Annotated in this window: 18 protein-coding genes and 2 pseudogenes; 16 read left to right on the top strand and 4 right to left on the bottom strand. The window is 62.3% G+C overall.

The features are described 5' to 3' along the window. The coding region (locus tag VFE81_RS00940; RefSeq protein ID WP_325042795.1) for a phosphocholine-specific phospholipase C at positions 1 to 1,559 on the top strand (1,559 nt) is incomplete at its 5' end. A gap of 114 nt (positions 1,560 to 1,673) precedes the next feature. Beyond that, entirely contained in the window at positions 1,674 to 2,177 is a 504-nt protein-coding gene (locus VFE81_RS00935) for a M48 family metallopeptidase (protein ID WP_325042794.1), read from the top strand. Between the two features lie 60 nt (positions 2,178 to 2,237). Here the strand turns inward: VFE81_RS00935 and VFE81_RS00930 are convergent, their stop codons facing one another. Next, positions 2,238 to 4,562 carry an FdhF/YdeP family oxidoreductase gene (locus tag VFE81_RS00930; RefSeq protein WP_325042793.1) on the bottom strand — a complete coding sequence of 775 codons (2,325 nt, stop codon included), beginning with the start codon at positions 4,560 to 4,562 and terminating at the stop codon, positions 2,238 to 2,240. Positions 4,563 to 4,732: 170 nt separating this feature from the next. On the opposite strand from VFE81_RS00930, the gene VFE81_RS00925 reads away from it, so the two are divergent. The 4 genes from VFE81_RS00925 (at position 4,733) to VFE81_RS00910 (ending at position 8,567) form a co-directional block, all read left to right on the top strand. Then, the gene (locus tag VFE81_RS00925; protein ID WP_325042792.1) at positions 4,733 to 6,166 is read left to right on the top strand and encodes a PLP-dependent aminotransferase family protein; all 1,434 of its coding nucleotides are present in this window, start codon (positions 4,733 to 4,735) and stop codon (positions 6,164 to 6,166) included. Positions 6,167 to 6,218: 52 nt separating this feature from the next. Next, positions 6,219 to 6,527 carry a helix-turn-helix domain-containing protein gene (locus VFE81_RS00920; RefSeq protein ID WP_325042791.1) on the top strand — a complete coding sequence of 103 codons (309 nt, stop codon included), beginning with the start codon at positions 6,219 to 6,221 and terminating at the stop codon, positions 6,525 to 6,527. 310 nt (positions 6,528 to 6,837) lie between these two features. Beyond that, positions 6,838 to 7,968: a BMP family ABC transporter substrate-binding protein gene (locus VFE81_RS00915; protein WP_325042790.1), complete on the top strand. Its 1,131-nt coding sequence runs from the start codon at positions 6,838 to 6,840 to the stop codon at positions 7,966 to 7,968. Positions 7,969 to 8,018: 50 nt separating this feature from the next. Continuing rightward, entirely contained in the window at positions 8,019 to 8,567 is a 549-nt protein-coding gene (locus tag VFE81_RS00910; protein ID WP_325042789.1) for a nucleoside deaminase, read from the top strand. Positions 8,568 to 8,663: 96 nt separating this feature from the next. Here the strand turns inward: VFE81_RS00910 and VFE81_RS00905 are convergent, their stop codons facing one another. Continuing rightward, positions 8,664 to 9,227 (bottom strand): hypothetical protein, encoded by a 564-nt coding sequence (locus tag VFE81_RS00905; RefSeq protein ID WP_325042788.1) that lies wholly within the window; start codon positions 9,225 to 9,227, stop codon positions 8,664 to 8,666. 332 nt (positions 9,228 to 9,559) lie between these two features. Here VFE81_RS00905 and VFE81_RS28920 point away from each other — a divergent pair. Both VFE81_RS28920 and VFE81_RS28915 read left to right on the top strand, forming a co-directional pair. Next, a pseudogene (locus VFE81_RS28920) lies at positions 9,560 to 9,802 on the top strand (SH3 domain-containing protein); the annotation flags it as partial. 184 nt (positions 9,803 to 9,986) lie between these two features. Next, positions 9,987 to 10,544, top strand: a complete 558-nt coding sequence (locus tag VFE81_RS28915) for a hypothetical protein (protein ID WP_414695535.1) — start codon at positions 9,987 to 9,989, stop codon at positions 10,542 to 10,544. Positions 10,545 to 10,606: 62 nt separating this feature from the next. Here VFE81_RS28915 and VFE81_RS00895 read toward each other — a convergent pair whose 3' ends face one another. Continuing rightward, a complete protein-coding gene (locus VFE81_RS00895; RefSeq protein ID WP_325042786.1) occupies positions 10,607 to 11,272 on the bottom strand; it encodes a LysR substrate-binding domain-containing protein in 666 nt (221 codons plus the stop codon). An 84-nt stretch (positions 11,273 to 11,356) separates the two neighbouring features. Here VFE81_RS00895 and VFE81_RS00890 point away from each other — a divergent pair, with 84 nt between their 5' ends. After that, complete coding sequence (locus tag VFE81_RS00890; protein ID WP_325042785.1) at positions 11,357 to 13,666, top strand: putative bifunctional diguanylate cyclase/phosphodiesterase; 2,310 nt, start codon at positions 11,357 to 11,359, stop codon at positions 13,664 to 13,666. Here VFE81_RS00890 and VFE81_RS00885 read toward each other — a convergent pair. Then, on the bottom strand, positions 13,661 to 13,825 hold the full coding sequence (locus VFE81_RS00885) for a hypothetical protein (protein WP_325042784.1): 165 nt from the start codon (positions 13,823 to 13,825) through the stop codon (positions 13,661 to 13,663). The two genes, VFE81_RS00890 and VFE81_RS00885, sit on opposite strands and share 6 nt — an antisense overlap. A gap of 110 nt (positions 13,826 to 13,935) precedes the next feature. Here VFE81_RS00885 and VFE81_RS00880 point away from each other — a divergent pair, with 110 nt between their 5' ends. The 7 genes and pseudogenes from VFE81_RS00880 (at position 13,936) to VFE81_RS00850 (ending at position 18,492) form a co-directional block, all read left to right on the top strand. After that, on the top strand, positions 13,936 to 14,124 hold the full coding sequence (locus VFE81_RS00880) for a hypothetical protein (protein ID WP_325042783.1): 189 nt from the start codon (positions 13,936 to 13,938) through the stop codon (positions 14,122 to 14,124). A gap of 199 nt (positions 14,125 to 14,323) precedes the next feature. Continuing rightward, positions 14,324 to 15,724: an FAD-containing oxidoreductase gene (locus tag VFE81_RS00875; RefSeq protein ID WP_325042782.1), complete on the top strand. Its 1,401-nt coding sequence runs from the start codon at positions 14,324 to 14,326 to the stop codon at positions 15,722 to 15,724. Between the two features lie 148 nt (positions 15,725 to 15,872). Further along, on the top strand, positions 15,873 to 16,190 hold the full coding sequence (locus tag VFE81_RS00870; protein ID WP_325042781.1) for a hypothetical protein: 318 nt from the start codon (positions 15,873 to 15,875) through the stop codon (positions 16,188 to 16,190). Between the two features lie 112 nt (positions 16,191 to 16,302). After that, complete coding sequence (locus VFE81_RS00865; RefSeq protein ID WP_325042780.1) at positions 16,303 to 16,689, top strand: DUF488 domain-containing protein; 387 nt, start codon at positions 16,303 to 16,305, stop codon at positions 16,687 to 16,689. Between the two features lie 177 nt (positions 16,690 to 16,866). Beyond that, positions 16,867 to 17,442 (top strand): TMEM175 family protein, encoded by a 576-nt coding sequence (locus VFE81_RS00860; RefSeq protein WP_325042779.1) that lies wholly within the window; start codon positions 16,867 to 16,869, stop codon positions 17,440 to 17,442. A gap of 24 nt (positions 17,443 to 17,466) precedes the next feature. After that, positions 17,467 to 17,835 (top strand): annotated as a pseudogene (locus tag VFE81_RS00855) (hypothetical protein); the annotation flags it as partial. Positions 17,836 to 18,003: 168 nt separating this feature from the next. Further along, the gene (locus VFE81_RS00850; protein WP_325042778.1) at positions 18,004 to 18,492 is read left to right on the top strand and encodes a metallophosphoesterase family protein; all 489 of its coding nucleotides are present in this window, start codon (positions 18,004 to 18,006) and stop codon (positions 18,490 to 18,492) included. The last annotated feature ends 92 nt before the right edge of the window (positions 18,493 to 18,584 follow it).

Genomic DNA, 18,584 nt, shown 5'->3' with positions numbered 1-18,584 from the left:
ATGCCCGCAACGCTTACGGCACGAAGCCGAACGGTCCAGGCCTCGGCGAGCGAAACGGCACGAATGGCTATACGTGGACGACCTATCCGGAGCGGCTCGAAGCGAACAACATCAGCTGGAAGCTTTATCAGGGCGGCACAGGCATTCCTGGTGACCCAACGGATAACTTCACCGACAACTCGCTGGAATTCTTCGCCCGCTATCAGGTGCAGGAAGGTGCGAGCGGCCCACTCGTCGACAAGGGCGCGTCCCAGCACACGCTCGCCGAATTCAAGGCTGATGTGCAGAACAACCGTCTGCCGCAGGTATCCTGGATCGTGTCGCCGTACAAGTACAGCGAGCACCCTGCGGCCTGCGCCACCGACGGTGCGTTCTTCATCGATATGATTCTCGACGCGCTCACGTCCAACCCCGACGTCTGGGCAAAGACGGCGTTCTTCATCAACTACGACGAGAACGATGGCTTGTTCGATCACGTCGTTCCGCCGATGCCGCCCACGACGAGCGGCGTCAACGGGCAGGGCATCGTGTCGGGCGATCTGCTCGCGAGCCTCGGTGACGAATTGATCGATCTCGACAAATACCCTGGCGAAAAGAGCCCCCTCGTACCGGGCGCGGATCCTGGCGGCATCCAGCCGATCGGCCTCGGAACGCGCGTGCCGATGATTGTCATCTCGCCGTGGACTAAAGGCGGATGGGTATGCTCGGAGGTCTTCGATCACACATCCGTGCTGCAATTTCTCGAAGCGCGTTTTGGCGTTGCGGAGCCGAACATCAGCAAATGGCGCCGTGCGGTGTGCGGCGATCTCACGTCGGCGTTCGACTTTTCGGGGCGTCCCGATACCGAGGCGGTGAGCTTCACTGTGCCGCAGCACATCTCCTCATCTGGGCTGGCGTACCAGGTGCCGGCCCGGCAGACGATGCCCGTGCAGGAACCCGGAACGCGGCGCGCCCGCGCACTGCCGTATGAGATGTACGTCAAGAGTCGCGTCGCGGGGCATGACGGCAACGTGTGGCTCGACTTCGCCAATACCGGCGATGTGGGCGCGGCGTTCTACGTCTATGACCGCCTGCGTCCAACCGATACGCCGCGCCGCTACACCGTTTCCGCCAAGGACAAGCTGTCGGATTACTGGGGCACGTCGGCCTTGCAGGGCGCCTACCATCTCGCGGTGTACGGGCCGAACGGCTATCTATGCGAGTTCCAGGGCAATACGAAACTCGCGACGGATGGCCGGCATGCAAACCCGGAAGCGCGCATTGGCTACGACGTGCGAAACCGGCATATCTATCTGGAGGTGCGCAACAGCGGCAATGCGACGTGTCATGCGATGGTCGACAACGCGTATGACCACGGCCGCGGGCGGCACTACACGTTGCGACCCGGTGATACGGTTCAGGATCACTGGGAGTTGAGTTCGAGCCACGGATGGTACGATCTGACGATTTCCGCCAGCACAACCGGAGGAGATTCGACGGACCCGGTCATGCGGCGCTTCGCGGGTCACGTCGAGACCGGGCGGCCGAGCAGGAGCGATCCCGGGCCGGGCAGAGGGTGACGCTGCGATAGCGTTGACCGTGTATGGCATGGCGGCTGAAGACAATCGGCGGCCATGTCACTCACCTTGTGCTGGTCGCGATACCCCGACCCTTTGCGACCAGCAAGAATCACCATGCAGCAATTGAAATATCTAATTGGCTATCCCGCGTCGCTACAGGAAAAAGTCCAGAAGCTGATCGCCGAGGAGCAACTTGGCCCTTATCTAGGCGCGAGGTATCCCGGCGCGCACAAAGTGCAAACGGATAGGGCGCTGTACGAGTACTGCGCGGAGCTCAAGCGCGAACACCTTCGCAACGGCGCGCAAATCGACAAAGTCACCTACGACAGCAAGCTCGACGTCGTGCGCCATGCACTCGGCCTGCACACGAGCATCTCGCGCGTGCAAGGCGGCAAGCTGAAGGCAAAGAAAGAAATCCGCATCGCCTCGCTATTCAAGGACGCCGCACCGGAATTCCTGAAAATGATCGTTGTACATGAACTCGCCCATCTGAAAGAAAGCGACCATAACAAGGCGTTCTACCGCCTCTGCGAGTTCATGCAACCGGGCTACCATCAGATTGAGTTCGATCTGCGTTTGTATCTCACGTATCGCGATCTGACGAAAAATCAGACCTGAGCGTCAGGCTTCAGGTGTGGGGTTTCGGGCAACGCTTGTCACCCGGAACGCAGCACCGCATCAAGCAGCAACCGCCTCGACCGCCTCCATCGCCGACGCCGTCAACAACACCGGAATCGACTTCGACGTCGGCGTCCCCGCGCCATCGGCGACTGAAGACAGCGGCACCAGCGGATTCGTCTCCGGATAGTAAGCACCGAGACACCCACGCGGAATGTCGTACTCCACCAGCAGGAACCCGGCCGCATGACGCTCGATTCCATCGGCCCATACGCTCTTGATATCCACGCGCTGACCTGCAACGAAGCCCAGCATCGCGAGATCGTCCTTGTTCACGAACAGCACGCGCCGCTGCCCATACACGCCGCGATAACGGTCGTCGAGGCCGTAGATCGTCGTGTTGTACTGGTCGTGTGAACGCGTCGTCATCAAGGTCATTAGCCGCTCGCCGTGCTCCGCGCGCGCCTGATGAATCGGCGTGTCGACGTCAATGGCATGCACCAGGAATTGTGCTTTGCCGCTCGGCGTTTTCCAGATCCGCTCGCGCGACGCCACGCCCAGGTGAAAGCCGCCCGGCTTCTTCAGACGCTCGTTGTAGTCCTGGAAGCCTTCGATAACTTGCGCGATGCCATCGCGAATCAGCGCGTAGTCGGCCGTCTGTGCGAGCCAGTCGACCTTATCGCTGCCGAGCGTGGCGTGCGCCATCCGCGCGACGATCGCAATCTCGGACAGCAGATTCTCCGAGGCCGGCTTGTTCATGCCGTACGAGATGTGCACCATGCTCATCGAATCTTCGACGCTTACGCCTTGCGCCACACCATTCTGCAAGTCGATCTCGGTGCGGCCGAGCGTCGGCAGAATCAGCGCGTCGCGGCCATGCACGAGATGGCTGCGGTTCAGCTTGGTTGTGATGTGCACGGTCAACTCGCACGAGCGCATCGCTTCCCACGTGCGCGGCGTGTCCGGCGTCGCAATCGAGAAGTTGCCGCCAAGGCCGATGAACACCTTCACCTTGCCGTCGAGCATCGCCTGGATCGTGTTGACGACGTCGAGGCCATGCTCGCGAGGCGGCTCGAAATCGTAGACTTCGCCGAGCCGGTCGAGGAACGCCTGAGTCGGCCTTTCTTCGATGCCGACCGTGCGGTCGCCCTGCACATTCGAGTGCCCGCGCACCGGGCACAAGCCCGCGCCGCGTCGGCCGATATTGCCGCGCATCATCATCAGGTTCGACAGGATCTGTACCGTCGGCACGGAGTTCTTGTGCTGCGTAAGGCCCATGCCCCACGTCGAAATCACCGCGCGACCCTTCACGTAGATGTCGGCGAGCTTCAGTACGTCTTCGAATGGCACACCCGATTCGGCGACGATCATGTCCCAGCTTTCGGCACGCAAATCGTCGGCGAACGCATCGAAGCCGACCGTGTGTTCGGCGATGAACGCGACGTCGAGCACGCGTTCCAAACCTGAGGCCAACGCTTCGTCGTCGAGTTCGATTACGCGTTTGGCGACGCCCTTGATCAGCGCAAAATCGCCGCCGACTTTCGGCCGGATGAACACGGAGCTGATCTTCGTGCTGCCCATCGTGATCATTTCCACCGGATGCTGCGGGCTTGCAAAGCGCTCGAGGCCCCGTTCCTTCAGCGGATTGATCGACACGATGGTCGCGCCGCGCTTCGCGCACTCGCGTAGCTCGCCGAGCATGCGCGGATGGTTGGTCGCCGGATTCTGGCCGAAGATCAGCAGCGTATCGGCGTGTTCGAAGTCGTCGAGTGTGACCGTGCCCTTGCCGATGCCAACCGTGTGCGGCAAGCCGCGGCTGGTCGCTTCGTGGCACATGTTCGAGCAGTCGGGGAAATTGTTGGTGCCGACCATGCGCACGAACAACTGATACAGGAACGCGGCTTCGTTGCTGGCGCGGCCCGAGGTATAGAAGGCGGCGCTGTCGGGATTGTCGAGCCGCTTCAGGTGATCGGCGATCAGGTCGAAGGCTTCGTCCCAGCCGATCGGCACGTAGCGGTCGCGCACGGCGTCGTAGACGAGCGGGTCGGTCAGGCGGCCGTGTTGTTCCAACTCGAAATCCGACTGCGCCATCAACTCTTCAACCGTGTGTTGCTCGAAGAACGCCGGCGTCACGCGCTTGCTGGTCGCCTCGGCAGCCACGGCCTTGACGCCGTTTTCGCAGAACTCGAAGGTGGATGCATGCTCGCGATCCGGCCAGGCGCAACCCGGGCAGTCGAAGCCGTCTGGCTGATTCTGTTTGAACAGCATGCGGTAGTCGCCGCCCGTCACCTTTTCCTTGAGCAGGTTGATGGCGACGTATTTGAGCGCACCCCAACCGGCGGCGGGGTGCGTGTACGGTTCGATGCGAGCTTCGGGTTTCTTCATGATCTTGCCGCCGGATAGGGCTTGGACGAGGCTTTTATGCCGATGCATGGAAGCCTACTGTGTTCCAAAAGCAGCGCAGCATACAGAAAATCGGAAAGCGGAGGAGTACAGTTGCGTGGTATTTGTCATAGACTGACGTTCCCGCCCACGTGTTTGTTTGAGCCACGTCCTTGAAACTGTACGAAAAACTCGCCGATGAAATGACCGAAGCGGTGCGTCGCGGCGTGTTCGCGGCGGGGGAACGAATTCCGTCGGTGCGCCAGGCGAGCCAGCAGCACGGCGTCAGTATCAAGACTGTGTTGCACGCGTACGCGTTGCTGGAAAGCCTGGGGATTGTCGAGACCCGTCCGCAGTCGGGGTATTTCGTACGCGACGCGGTGGCGACGGCGGCAGCGCTCGACGAGTCGCGTCTGAGCCGCCAGCCGGCGGCCCAAACACCGCCGGTGGCCGCCGCAGTCGACGTGAGCCGCCTCGTGCTGTCCACCCTGCGCAGCATCCGCGCGCACGATGCCGTGCCGCTCGGTTCGCCGTATCCCGATCCCTCGCTGTTCCCGTGGCGGCGCATCAACCAGTACGCGAACGCGATTGCGCGGCGCCAGGCGAGCTGGAACCTGATCGACGACCTGCCGCCAGGCAATCCCGAGCTGATCCGCCAGATCGCGCGGCGCTATGCCGAGAACGGTGTGCCTGTCGATCCCGACGAAATCATCATCACGCTCGGCGCGACCGAGGCGATCAACCTCAGCTTGCAGGCGGTCGCCAAACCGGGCGATACCGTCGCCGTCGAGTCGCCGACTTACTACGCGATGCTGCACGCCATCGAGCGTCTCGGCATGCGTGCGATTGAAGTGGCGACGCATCCGGTCCACGGCATCGATATCGAGGCGTTGGCCCAGGTCATCGCGAGGCAGAAGATCGCCGCGTGCATGGTGATGCCGAACTTCCAGAATCCGCTCGGTTTCCAGATGCCGGACGCGCGCAAGCAGCAACTGGTCGAACTGCTCGCCGCGCACGAGATTCCTGCCATCGAGAACGATGTCTATCAGGAGCTGTACTTCGGCGAGGCGCGGCCGTCGACCTTGAAGAGCTTCGATACCAAGGGGTTGGTGCTGCATTGCGCGTCGTTTTCGAAGAGTCTGACCGCCTCGTACCGGATCGGTTGGGCGATGCCGGGACGCTATCGCGCGCAGGTCGAGAAGCTGAAGTTTCTCAACACGCTGACTACGCCCTCGGTGCCGCAAGTCGCCGTCGCCGATTACCTCCGGCAGGACGGCTACGACCGGCATCTGCGGCACGTGCGCAAGGTCTACCGGCAGCAGGCAAGCATCATGATGTCGATGGTGCAGCGGTTTTTTCCGGCGGGCACGCGCATGTCGATGCCGCAAGGCGGTTACGTGCTGTGGGTGGAGTTGCCTGAAGGGGTCGATTCGATGCGGCTCTATGAGGCGGCGCTCGCGCGCAGCATCACGATCGGGCCGGGCATGATGTTTTCGATGCGCGACGACTTTCGCCACTTTATCCGGCTCAATTACAGCTATCCGTGGACGGCGCAGACCGAGGCGGCTTTGAAGACGCTGGGCGAACTGGTGGCGCACATGGCTTGATAGGGCCTGGTAGGGCCTGGTAGGGCATGGGAAAGGCGAGGAGACATTCACAATGGAAGACGACGAACTCGATCCGGTACTGGTCGCCATCCTGGCGCAATTGTGGCGCGCGCATCAGGAAACGCCCGGCGGCGCGTGGTCGCTCGCCAAGCTTTCCAGGCAGGCGGATGTGCCGATGAGCGGCTTGCGACGACAGTTGACGGCACTCGTCGACGGCGGTCTGGTGGACACCACGTTCAACGAGGAAGGCACAGGCACAGCGCGCTTGAGTGAGACCGGCCAGGACCTGTGTGCGGAATTGTTCGGCGAGGATAACGCGCCCGACGATGAGCAGGCTGATCCGCCGCCCCAGCTTCACTGAGTTGCCGCTGAATTCGGTGCGAGGGAGATGGCTGCGCCCTCGGTGTCCGGTTGTTATGGGTGCTTTGTGCGCCAGCTTGATAAACACATTGCGCTTGCCGTATCACGCTGCCGACGTACTCGCTTGAAGATATCGAGCACGTTTTCCGAACACTAAAATACCGAATTCGTTATGGGCGGGATAACGAATAATAATTTTTCCGCTGAAATTGACCTTCGAATATGGCCCCCTATGCTGGAGCCGTGCCCGGGCGTATCCCGAGCGAGCGCTGTGGCAGGCACCTCACCTGGAAACCATCTTCGGAGAATTCATGAAAACAAAGTTGGCGCGAGTGCTGCATCACTCATTGCGCATCAAAACCGTCCAAACCGTTCTCGCCGCCGCACTCGGCGCGACCCTGGCGTTTAGCGCCGCAACGGCAGCCGCAGCGACCGCGCAGCCGCTCGGCATTGCCTTCGTCTACCTCGGTAATCCGGGCGATGCCGGTTGGACCTACGCGCACGAGCAGGGCGTGAAAGAGGTCGAAGCGAAATTCGGCGACAAGATCAAAGTGACACGTGTCGAGAACGTGCCGGAGTCGGCGGATTCGGAGCGCGTGTTTCGCGACCTGGCATCCAAGGGCAACAAGATCGTCGTTGGTTCGAGCTTCGGCTTCCAGGATTTCGAGCTGAAAGTTGCCAAGGACTTCCCGGACGCCGTGTTCGAACATGCGACCGGCTACAAGAAGGCCGCCAACTTCGCCACCTATGACGTGCGGACTTACCAGAGCGCCTACCTGGCCGGGCTGGTCGCCGGCTATACGACGAAGTCCAACACGCTCGGTTTTGTCGGCTCGGTGCCGGTGCCGGAGGTGGTGCGCAATATCAACGCATTCACGATGGGCGCCCGCTCGGTCAACCCGAATGCGCGCGTGAAGGTCGTGTGGATCAATAGCTGGTTCGACCCGGGCCGCGAAAAGCAGGCTGCCGAGACGCTGATCGGCCAGGGCGCCGACGTGCTGATCCAGAACACCGATTCGACCGCGACGATGCAGACGGCCGAACAGAAAAAAGTGCATGCATTCGGCTGGGATTCCGATATGAAGAAGTTCGGACCGAACGCGCAGTTGGGCGCATGCGTGAGCAACTGGGGCGTGTATTACACGCATCTCGTGCAGCAGGTGATGGCGGGCACGTGGAACAATTCGCCGGTGTGGTGGGGGTTGAAAGAGAAGGCGATCGATCTGGCCGCCATCAACACGGACGCGGTGTCGCCGGTGGCGCAAAAGGCGTTGAACCAGAAGCGTGATGACATCATCTCGGGCAAGTTCAACCCGTTTGCCGGCCCGATCGCGGATCAGTCCGGCGTGGTGAAGGTCGCGGCGGGCAAGTCGTTGAGCGATGTGGAACTGTTGCGCTTGAACTGGTTCGTGCAGGGCGTAGACGGCTCGCTGCCGAAGTAACGAATTGCCAGGTTTGCCTAACTATTATTGAAGATTAAAGGAGATCGCCCGTGAGTCTTACCGTCCCGACCGATGCAGGTGCCGCTGGAGTGGCGGCGACCTATCCGCCGCAGGGTTTATCGCCGACGCACGAGCAGATCGTGCGGCATCTGCGGCATTCGAGCCGGGTGGCCGAGCGAGCGACATTGCTGGGGCACCACCCGTTCGGCGCCGTGCTGGTCGGCCCGGATCAGGAGACCGTGTTGATGGAGCAGGGCAATGTCGACACGGTGAATCATGCCGAGTCGGTGCTGGCTCGCGTGGCGGCGTTGAATTTCACGCCGGAGTACTTGTGGAGTTGTACGTTGTACACATCGGTCGAGCCTTGCTGCATGTGTGCCGGCACGATGTATTGGGCCAACATCGGCCGCGTCGTGTTTGGCATGACCGAGAAGCGACTGCTGGAGGCGACCGGCGATCATTCCGAGAATCCGACCATGAGCGTGGACTGCCGCTATGTATTCGACCATTGCCAGAAACCCGTCGAAGTGATTGGCCCGGTGGTCGAGATGGAAGGCGAGGTGATGGAGGTTCAGCGGAGGTTCTGGAGCGGCAGGTAGAGCTTTATCTCCGCTTCACTGAAGTATGTTCGCCTGCGCTGGGCAAAAAATGAAAAGTAAAGTCCAACCCCGCAGGCAAACACAAAAACGCCAATCTCACCGTGCCGGGCCGGCCTCCGCCGGCGCGAGCATGGCGAGGCCACAGAACCAGTCGCCGCCGTGCGGCTTATAGTTCCACTCACTGTTGTTCTGCTTGATCACAGTAGAACACTGATCATTCACAACGATCCCCGGATTCGCGGCGGTGCATTGAAGCATCGCGGTTTCGATTTGTTGTAGCGCGGGCATCACGGCCTTACGCGGAGTGTCCGGTTTGGCCGGCACATCCGGCGTTTCTGTCTGCATGCTTTCGATCAGCCGTTGCAGTTCCTCGATCCGCGTCGTGTACCACGTCCCCAGACACGCCTCATCGCGGCAATTCGCTTCCCGCCACGCCCACTTGCTATCGCTATCGGTAAGGAAGGCGCGACGGTTGATGACTCGCCGCCGTGCTTTCCAGTACAGTTGTCCCAGTGTGTCATCGAGCTTCGAAAGCGCGGGGTCGTTGCAGATCATCCGTTCGGTGAGCGAGCGTCCCCGATGGCAGTCGAAGCTGGTAGCGTGAGCGGGCAGATGCGTGAGCATCAGTGCGGCGACAAGGATGGGGCGGAAAATTTTCATGGTGGTCCCGGCAGTGCAAGGGTTTTTCATGTAATGGATGATCTGCCGGGTCACCGGAATGCAGACGCCCGAAAACAGCGTGAGTTCGAGTGGGTGATTACCAAATCTTGCTTTGCGCAAGGCGGCACGAGAGCAGGTAGGTAAGCAGGGAATGCATTTACTGAACGCTTTCGGGCATGCAACGTGCAGCCGCTCGTCGGCAGATGACCTGTCCGGCCACGCGGTGTGAAGCTGCTGTCAGGTTCGGCGCACGCACAGATGCAGGCAGGTACGCGGTCCGCATATAAGCGCGCACACAAGCACGCAACGCGGGCAACAAAACGGGAGGAAGAATGAAACGACATGTCATTCGATGTATTTACGCGGCCGCCGGCTTGCTGGCCTTACCCGCAGTGGCTTCTGCGCAATCGCAGGCTTACACGAACGGCACGGTCAACGTGCGTGCCGGGCCTGCTTCGGATTACCCAGTCGTAACGCAGTTGCCAGGTGGCGTCCCCGTTAGCGTGATGGGTTGTATCAGCAATTACCAATGGTGTGACGTCGCTGCTCCGAACCTGCGCGGTTGGGTCTACGCGGGGCGGCTCAGCTACCCCTATCAGGGCAGCAATGTGCCGGTGATGAGTTATGGCACGGTGATCGGGCTGCCGATCGTGACGTTCTCGATCGGCACCTATTGGGGCAATTATTATCGGGGCCGGCCGTGGTACGGCCAGCAATCCCGCTGGTCGCATCATCCGCCCCCGCCACCGCCGAGACCGGGTGCCGGTCGGCCACCAGGAGGGCGTCCGCCGGGTGATGCGGGTGGACGACCGCCAGGTGGCCAGCCAGGGAACGCGGGTGGACGCCCGCCGGGAGGTCAGCCAGAGAATGCGGGTGGACGCCCGGCGGGAGGTCAGCCAGGGAACGCGGGTGGACGGCCACCGGGAGGTCAGCCAGGAAACGCGGGTGGACGCCCGCCGGGAGGTCAACCCGGGAACGCGGGTGGACGGCCACCAGGAGGTCAGCCCGGGAACGCCGGCGGCCGTCCGCCAGGTGGTGGCCAGCCACCTGGTAATGCAGGAGGCAGGCCACCTGGTGGTAATGGCAACGCAGGTGGACGCCCGCCGGGCGGCAATGGCGGTGGCCGCCCGCAAGGTAGCGGTGGCAGTCCCCCGGGTGGAGGAAACGGCGGCGGAGGCGGAGGTAACCGGCAACCGGATCAGCGCGGTTAATCCGTGTAACGGCACAGGCGGCCAGGGGTCTGGGCAAGACGCCTCGACTCGCCTGAGCCTGATTCGGGTTCCGCAGCGCCGCGAAGTGCGAGCGGAACCCGTCTGACACGCTCGCTCTAGTTTCGACGCCGTCCTCACATCGACGACACACCGAGCCGTCGCTTCTCTTCAATACGCCGCGTTCAGAAACGCCGAACTAACCGCTCGCAAGGTCTCCTGCGAGCGCGGATCGCTAAGCCGCGTATGCAGTACCACTTTCGAGTTTGGCAGCAGCGGCAGGCCGAGTTGCTCGCCGACCTCCACCGCTCCCGCCGGCGCCACGCGCTGCGCCAGCGCGGCCACGGCGAGCCCGGCGCTTACTGCCGCGCCGACGGCCATCACACCGCCACCAACGAACACCTCGGTCCACGCAATCCCCGCCGCATCAAGCGCGTCTGTCGCAATCGCGCGAATCCCGCACGGCGCGGCGAGCGTCGCCAGCTTCAGCGATTGCCCCGCGCGATGTTGCCAGCCCGGCGCCGCGAACCAGCCAAGTCTTTCCTCAGCCAGCAGTTGCCCATCGCGGCGGTCACCCGCGCGACGGCCGATCGCCGCGTCGATTTCACCTCGCTCGAACCATGCAAGCACATCGCGTGATACGGCAATACGCACCTCGATGACGAGCAACGGATCGTAAGCCGCGAGCCGCCCCAGCAACGCCGGCAGATTAGGCCCTGCCACGTGGTCGCTGATGCCCAGCTTGAGCCGGCGTTCCGGCGCGTCGGTAGTCCCTGCCAGCGCTCGCTCATGCGCGAGCAGCAATTGCCGGGCGGTCGTGCACTTTTCTCTATGCATCGTGATTAAAGTGCACGTGGACTCGCGTAAACCCCGGTGTGCCGCGTACACTAACTTGCCGATGTGGGGTTAGGGGGCGTACAAATGAAACGCGAAGCGACATCCGATACGACGATGGGAGCAACGCCTGAGGGCACCCGCTACAGGCCAAATCTGGCCGAGGGGGTGCTGGCGTCGGAGCGTACGGTGTTGCGGCTGATTACCCGCAACACACCGCTGCCGGAATTGCTCGATGAAGTATGCCGCCGCGCGGAAGCGCTGCTCGGCGACGGTGCGTCCTGTTCGATCCTGTTGCTGGACGCGGATGGCGTACGCGCGCGCGTGGGTGGCGCGCCCTCGCTGCCGGCGCACTTCAGTGCGGCAATCGACGGCGTCGCGATCGGCCCAGGCGTCGGGTCCTGCGGCGCCGCGATGTACGAGCGGCGCATGGTAGCCGTCGAAGATATTGAAACCGATCCGCTGTGGGCCGATTTCCGGCACCTTGCGTTGCCGATCGGCTTGCGCGCGTGCTGGTCGGTGCCATTTGAAAACGAGGCCGGCGCGGTGCTGGGCGCGTTCGCGGTCTATCACCGCACGTCGCGCCGACCGAGCGCCGAAGAAGAGGTGATGCTCCACGACATCGGCCACAGTGTCGGTCTCGCCGTTCATCAGGACGCTATGGCGCAACGCCTCGCGCGCAGCGAGGAGCATCACCGGCTGGTCGTCGACCATCTCAACGAAGGCATTGTCGTGCAGTCGCGCGACGGCGTGGTGCTGGCCTGCAATCCGAGTGCGCAACGCATCCTCCGGGCGGGCGCCAATCTGATCGGCCAGGACATTCTGACGGTCATGGTGCGCGCGTATCATGAGGACGGTTCCATCGTCACCGAGGCAGATCGTCCGACCACTCAGGTGCTGGCGACCGGCAAACCCGAGCTTGGCATCACGATCGGTCTGCAGCTGATCGACGGCGATGTCATCTGGATTACTGAGAATGTCGTGCCGATCATCAAACCGGGCGACAGCGAACCCGGCTCGGTACTGATTTCGTTTACCGACATCGGGCCGGTGCGTGAGGCGCAACGGCAGCTCAAGTTTCTGGCCACTCACGATCCGCTCACCGGCCTCTACAACCGCGCCTACCTGGCCGAGCGAATGCGCGATCTGTTCGCGCCGGGTGGGGCGGCCGGGATGGGCGAGCTGGCGCGCGTCGCTGTGCTATTCGTCGATCTGGACGGTTTCAAGAAGGTCAACGACACCGCCGGTCACGAGGCCGGGGATGCGCTTCTGTGCAGTGTGGCGGAGCGGTTATCCACGTGCGTCGCGCGGGACGACACGCTTGCGCGCGTGGGTGGCGACGAGTTCGTGATCGTGGTCAGCGCTTACGAAAACACGGGTCATCTGATCGCGCTCGCCCAGCGCATTCTCGACATGATCGCCGTGCCGTTCGCGGTGGCGGACAACGAGTACTACATGGGTGCGTCGATCGGCATCAGTCTCTTTCCCGAAGACGGCCAAGACGTGCCCACGCTGATGCGCAACGCCGACTCGGCGATGTACCACGCGAAACAATGCGGGCGTAACAATTTTCAGTTCTTCACGGTCGAACTCAATCAGCATCTGCAACGCCGCTTCATGATCGAGCAGGCGCTGCGGCGCGCGCTTGCCACCGGCGAACTGAGCCTCGTGTATCAGCCGATCGTCGACAGCCAGTGCGGCCGCACGATCGGCGCCGAGGCGCTGCTGCGCTGGTACAACACCGAGCTGGGCAATGTCTCGCCGGTGGAATTCATCCCCGTGGCCGAAGATGCCGGCCTGATCGTCGAGATCGGCTCCTGGGTGCTGGCGCGGGCCTGCGAGCAGGTCGCGCAATGGCGGCGCACGCTGGCGCCGGAGTTGATCGTCGCGGTCAATCTGTCGCCGCGCCAGTTCAAAAACGGCCTCGTGGAGCGGATCGAGCGTTGTCTGGAGCAGTCCGGGCTCGAGCCAGGGGCGCTGGAACTGGAGATTACCGAGCGGCTGTTGATGAGCGACAGCGACGCCGTATTACCGATGCTGAGCGCGTTGAGCGCGATGGGCGTGCGGATTTCCGTCGACGATTTCGGCACCGGCTATTCGTCGCTGTCGTATTTGAAGCGTTTTCCGCTGCATAACCTGAAGATCGATCGTTCGTTCGTGGCGGGGTTGCCGGATCATCGCGACTCGATCGCGATCACCCAGGCGGTGGTGGCGATGGCTCATTCGCTGGGCATGAATGTCACTGCTGAAGGCGTGGAGACTGCCGAACAGGCGGCGTTTTTGCGCGGGATCGCCTGTGACAAGCAGCAGGGGTATTTTTATAGCCGGCCGATTGGGGCGAGCGCTTATGCGCGTATTTTGTGTGACGCCCAGATGGGACTGGCCGGGGCGTCATGACGGTTCTGGCGCCTCCGGCCGCGGTCGCAGGCGCAGGAACAGGAACAGGAACAGGAACAGGAACAGGAACAGCAAACCCGCTTCACCGGGCGGGTTAATACAACAAACAACCCCCTCTGCCGCGGGCATCCAGACTCGATTGTTCAGTTTGGCAAACAAGTGCCTTCGCGTTCCCGGTATTTATCCGCGCCCCGTGTTTCCCTAAAATTCACCCATCGAAATGTAAATCAAGCGCCGTGCCGAAGCGGCCCCGCGCGATGGGAGCCGTTATGCCAGCCTTGATCAGGAATCAGCTTTATCGGCCATCGGTGGTCTTGCCGATGGTTGCCCTTATGCAGGTGATGGTGTCGCAGGATTTCAATCTCGGCCAGGTCGGCTGGGTGGTCGCGACGCGGGGCGCGCAGGCCGCACTGCAACGCTCGCGCGAATTGATCTGCGCCGTGCACTGCCACGCCTGAACACGCCTGAATACAATCGGGCGCAATTTCCACATTCAATCGACTGGTGCCGGTTCCCCTGCGGGGCGAAAACAGATCGTAAACCGGCGCGCGGACCTTGCAGAGCGCAACAGAATTAACGAGAAGGGGGCGATAAAGGCAACACGAGGCGCTGAGGGTAAGATGCTACGACCAGCACCCCAGCCTCGGGAGATCTGCCATGCCACAGCATTTCGACGCAGTCGTGATCGGCACGGGACAAGGCGGTGCGCCGCTCGCAGTCCGTCTCGGTGAAAGCGGCCGTAAAACCGCGGTCATCGAACGCGCGGCCTTCGGCGGGACCTGCGTGAATGTCGGCTGCACGCCGACCAAGTCTTATGTAGCCAGTGCCCGCGCGGCCCACGTGGCACGCCATGCCGCCGACCTGGGCGTGCAGGTGAGCGGGTCGGTCAGCGTCGATCTGGCAGCGGTGAAGGCACGCAAGGACGGGATCATCGGTCAATCGCGCGACGGCGTCGAGAAATGGCTGCGCGGCGCGGATAACGTCACGGTCTTCAACGGCCACGCGCGCTTCACCGGCGCGCATACGCTCACCGTCAGCGGCCCGGACGGCGCGGTGCTCGACGAGCTCAACGCCGACGTAATCTTCATCAATACCGGCACGCGCGCCGTTGTGCCCTCGCTCAAAGGACTCGAGCGAATTCGCTATTACACCAACTCCAATCTGCTTGAACTAACGGAATTGCCTGGCCATCTGGCGATTGTTGGCGGCAGCTATATTGCGCTCGAATTCGCGCAGATTTTTCGCCGTTTCGGCAGCCGGGTGACGGTGCTGGTACGCGGCGAGCGCGTGCTCACGCGCGAGGATGCCGACTTCGCCGACTCCGTGCAGAAGGTGCTGGCACGTGAAGGGGTCGAGTTTGTCTTCGGCGTGCAGCCCTCGCGGGTCGAACCGCATCCGCATCACGAGAACGAGGTGTGTATCGGCTTTGAGCAGAACATTCCCGCACTCGAAGCGTCGCACCTGCTGTTCGCCACCGGCCGCGAACCGAATACCGACGACCTCGGCCTCGACGCCGCCGGCGTCGCGACGGACAAGCACGGCACGATTCCCGTCGACGGCCAGTTGCGCACCAATGTGCCGGGCATCTGGGCGATCGGCGACATCAACGGACGCGGCGCCTTTACCCACACCTCTTACGATGATTTCCATATCGTCGCTGCCAATCTGCTCGACGGCGGCGCGCGCAACGTCGACACGCGAATCATGGCGTATGCGGTGTTCGTCGACCCGCCGCTCGCGCGCGTCGGGCTCTCGGAGGCCGACGTGCGCAAGGCCGGCCGCGACGCGCTGATCGCCACCATGCCGATGACGCGGGTGGGCCGCGCCCGCGAACGCGGCGAGACCGACGGCTTCATGAAGGTGCTGGTCGATGCAGAGAGCAAGCAGATCCTTGGCGCGGCGATTCATGGCATCGAAGGCGACGAAGCGCTGCATACGTTCATCGACATCATGACGGCCGGGGCGCCGTACCCGACCTTGCAGTACGCCATGCATATTCATCCAACCATCAGCGAACTGGTGCCGACTTTGCTCGATGGACTCAAGCCGATGAAATAGACGGCGTACCCGGTGGTAAGCCGGGCGACGTGACGTGTGCTGTGGGCGAAAACGCACAGCGACCGGGTGCCGGGCAATGACCGATAGCTGAGATCACGTCGCCATAACGGGATTACACTCGAACTGGGACGTATCCTGGAGCAAAATCATGACCAATGCCGACCCTAAAAGCACTTTTCGCGGTCTTCCGTTGACCCCGGAACAAGACGCGGAAGTCAGACACTACATCAAGAAGCAGAAGCAACAGGGCGCGCAGTGGGACACGCCAGAGCTGGCGTCCATGCTTCGAGACATGCTGGAGCCCCCGGGCGATGACGACGCCGATCTCGATTCGACTTTCGACGAAACAAAAGCGGCCACGGAACGTGCGGCTGCTTCGATCGACGAGGCGATGGACCCGATCGAAGCGAGCGAAGAGCGGAATGCGGCCATGGAAACCGAGGCCATGAAGGGATTCAAGCGCTAAGCCTGCATGTTGGAACCATCGGCGAGCGGCGCCTATTGGCCCGGCGACCTGCACGGAGTGAGGACTTCGTGGTTCTGCCCGATAGCTGCCGATCGATCATCAGGGAGAAAACATGAGCATTAGCGTCGTCCGGCTTGGGTCTCCAAGGGCAGCCGACGAAGGGGTACGTATCGGTACCGTTCGGCGGCCGCCACGCGGTGTACCCCGGACGGAATTCAGCACCCGTGACTACTACGACGTGTGGCTGCCTAACCTGTCGCCTGATCCAGAGTTAGTGAAAGAGGCCAAGGCGGTCACGAGCGACGCTGATTGGGCCGTGTTTGCGAAAAAATTCCGGACGGAAATGAATGGTGGCGATGCCAGCAAGGTGTTGGACCTGCTCGCCGCATTGTCAAAAACGACGCACTTTTCCGTCGGTTGCTACTGCGAGGACGAAAGCCGGTGCCATCGCAGCATTCTTCGCCAGTTGTTGCACGAGCGGGGCGCGCTGATCAGGTGACGTATGCAGATGCGGCCGGCCTGCATTCGACAAGTCCCGTTGTCATCGCCGATAATCGGCAGCGTGCGGGGCTGCGTGCGCGGCCGATGTACTCCCGGTTCGGCTCGCACTCGCGGTGCGCCACGCCCGCAAGCTCATGTCTTTACAACCGCAGTTACACAATCAGGAAACCGACCGATGGGCAAGGGACGTGTCGAAGCCTTCAGCGATGGCGTGATCGCCATCATCATCACGATCATGGTGCTCGAATTGAAGGTGCCTGAAGGCAACGATCTCGCCGCACTGCGCCCCGTGATCCCCGTGTTCTGCGCTTACGTTCTGAGTTTCATCTACGTCGGTATCTACTGGAACAATCATCACCACATGTTCCATGCCGTGCAGCGGGTCAACGGCGCGGTGCTCTGGGCCAATCTCCATCTGCTGTTCTGGTTGTCACTGCTGCCGGCCGTCACCCACTGGGTCGGCGAAAACCATCTGGCTTCGTGGCCGACCGCGATGTACGGCGTCGTGCTGTTCATGTCGGCGATTGCCTATTTCATTCTGACTCGCGTGCTGATCCGCGAGCACGGCACGGAGTCGACGATCGCGAAAGCGCTCGGCAATGATTTCAAGGGCAAGGTCTCGGTCGTCATCTATCTGGCGGGTATCGTGCTGGCATTCGTCCAGCCGTGGCTCTCGGCGGCGCTCTATACGCTGGCTGCGGCGTGGTGGCTGGTGCCCGACCGGCGCATCGAACACCTGATGGAAGCGTAAGCATGTTGCTGACGCTCAAGCTCGCGCATGCTCGCCGGTGCGCTGCTGACGGTTGCGGTGACCACGCTGTCCGCGTCGATGGGTGCGACCTGGAGCGGACTGTTGTCAGTGTTTCCATTGCTCGGCATCGTGCTCGCGGTGTCGGCCCAGCGAGCGCATGGCGCGGACTTCGTCGCCTTGTTGATCCGCGGCATGGTGATCGGCCGCGGCTCGTTTGCGGCGTTCTTCGCCGTGACCGCGACGATGCTGCCGCATTACGGCGTGTGGCCGAGCTTTGCGTGTGCGGCGGTGGCGTCGATGGTGGTGCAGGGCGTGACCAGGCGCATGCTCGGCACCAGGCGGCCGGTGCAGGCCTTGACTCGCGAACTTGCCGAACAGCAGTCCGCGGATTAAGCCTTTGAATTCAGCGAACAGTCGCCAGCAGATGGACCGAGCGAGTTCGCCAGACGGCAGCAGACGGATTGAGCGTACGAACTCGCCGGGCGGCCGCAGACGAGTGGAACGTGTGAAGTCGCCGAACCGCCGCAGGCAGACTCAGGCTGTTTGGCCGATACTGGCATCATGACTTCGCGTACCCAAAGCCCCCCAGCCACCCGAATCGGTCTGATCTCCGACACGCACAACCTCGTGCGTCCTGAAGCGCTGCAGTACCTCGCAGGGTGCGATGCGATCATCCACGCGGGCGATATCTGCAATCAGGCAGTGCTCGATGTACTCGCACAAATCGCACCGGTCACCGCCGTGCGCGGCAATAACGACATCGAAGAACCGGTCGCCTCGTTGCCGGCACACGTCAAGCTGACCGTGCAACAGGTGACGATCCTCGTCGTGCATGACATCGCCGACGTGGGCGAGGATCCGCGTCGTGAAGGTATCGACGTGGTTGTGACGGGGCACTCGCATAAGCCCGCGATCAGCGAGCGCGACGGCGTGCTGTTCGTCAATCCTGGCAGTGCCGGACCGAGACGTTTCAAGTTGCCGATTTCCGCCGGCATGCTGATTATTGAAGGCACGCATGCAAGCGCGACGTTCGATTCTCTGGTGACATAAAAAACGGGCCGGCAAAAATCTGCCGTCCCGTTTTCGGACACGCCAACGCGAATTGCTGTGGTTGCCTGCCGCTAACCGCTAACCGCTAACCG

Origin of the sequence: Paraburkholderia sp. (assembly GCF_035656215.1) — a bacterium.
In the GTDB taxonomy this organism is placed as follows: Bacteria; Pseudomonadota; Gammaproteobacteria; order Burkholderiales; family Burkholderiaceae; genus Paraburkholderia.
This window is presented reverse-complemented; position numbering and strand designations above follow the sequence as displayed.

What these genes read in the sequence shown, in the direction of transcription:
- VFE81_RS00935 (WP_325042794.1), top strand. Translation starts at nt 1,674, where the DNA reads ATGCAGCAATTGAAATATCTAATTGGCTATCCCGCGTCGCTACAGGAA.
- VFE81_RS00930 (WP_325042793.1), bottom strand. Translation starts at nt 4,562, where the DNA reads ATGAAGAAACCCGAAGCTCGCATCGAACCGTACACGCACCCCGCCGCC.
- VFE81_RS00920 (WP_325042791.1), top strand. Translation starts at nt 6,219, where the DNA reads ATGGAAGACGACGAACTCGATCCGGTACTGGTCGCCATCCTGGCGCAA.
- VFE81_RS00915 (WP_325042790.1), top strand. Translation starts at nt 6,838, where the DNA reads ATGAAAACAAAGTTGGCGCGAGTGCTGCATCACTCATTGCGCATCAAA.
- VFE81_RS00905 (WP_325042788.1), bottom strand. Translation starts at nt 9,227, where the DNA reads ATGAAAATTTTCCGCCCCATCCTTGTCGCCGCACTGATGCTCACGCAT.
- VFE81_RS00895 (WP_325042786.1), bottom strand. Translation starts at nt 11,272, where the DNA reads ATGCATAGAGAAAAGTGCACGACCGCCCGGCAATTGCTGCTCGCGCAT.
- VFE81_RS00890 (WP_325042785.1), top strand. Translation starts at nt 11,357, where the DNA reads ATGAAACGCGAAGCGACATCCGATACGACGATGGGAGCAACGCCTGAG.
- VFE81_RS00880 (WP_325042783.1), top strand. Translation starts at nt 13,936, where the DNA reads ATGCCAGCCTTGATCAGGAATCAGCTTTATCGGCCATCGGTGGTCTTG.
- VFE81_RS00875 (WP_325042782.1), top strand. Translation starts at nt 14,324, where the DNA reads ATGCCACAGCATTTCGACGCAGTCGTGATCGGCACGGGACAAGGCGGT.
- VFE81_RS00870 (WP_325042781.1), top strand. Translation starts at nt 15,873, where the DNA reads ATGACCAATGCCGACCCTAAAAGCACTTTTCGCGGTCTTCCGTTGACC.
- VFE81_RS00865 (WP_325042780.1), top strand. Translation starts at nt 16,303, where the DNA reads ATGAGCATTAGCGTCGTCCGGCTTGGGTCTCCAAGGGCAGCCGACGAA.
- VFE81_RS00860 (WP_325042779.1), top strand. Translation starts at nt 16,867, where the DNA reads ATGGGCAAGGGACGTGTCGAAGCCTTCAGCGATGGCGTGATCGCCATC.
- VFE81_RS00850 (WP_325042778.1), top strand. Translation starts at nt 18,004, where the DNA reads ATGACTTCGCGTACCCAAAGCCCCCCAGCCACCCGAATCGGTCTGATC.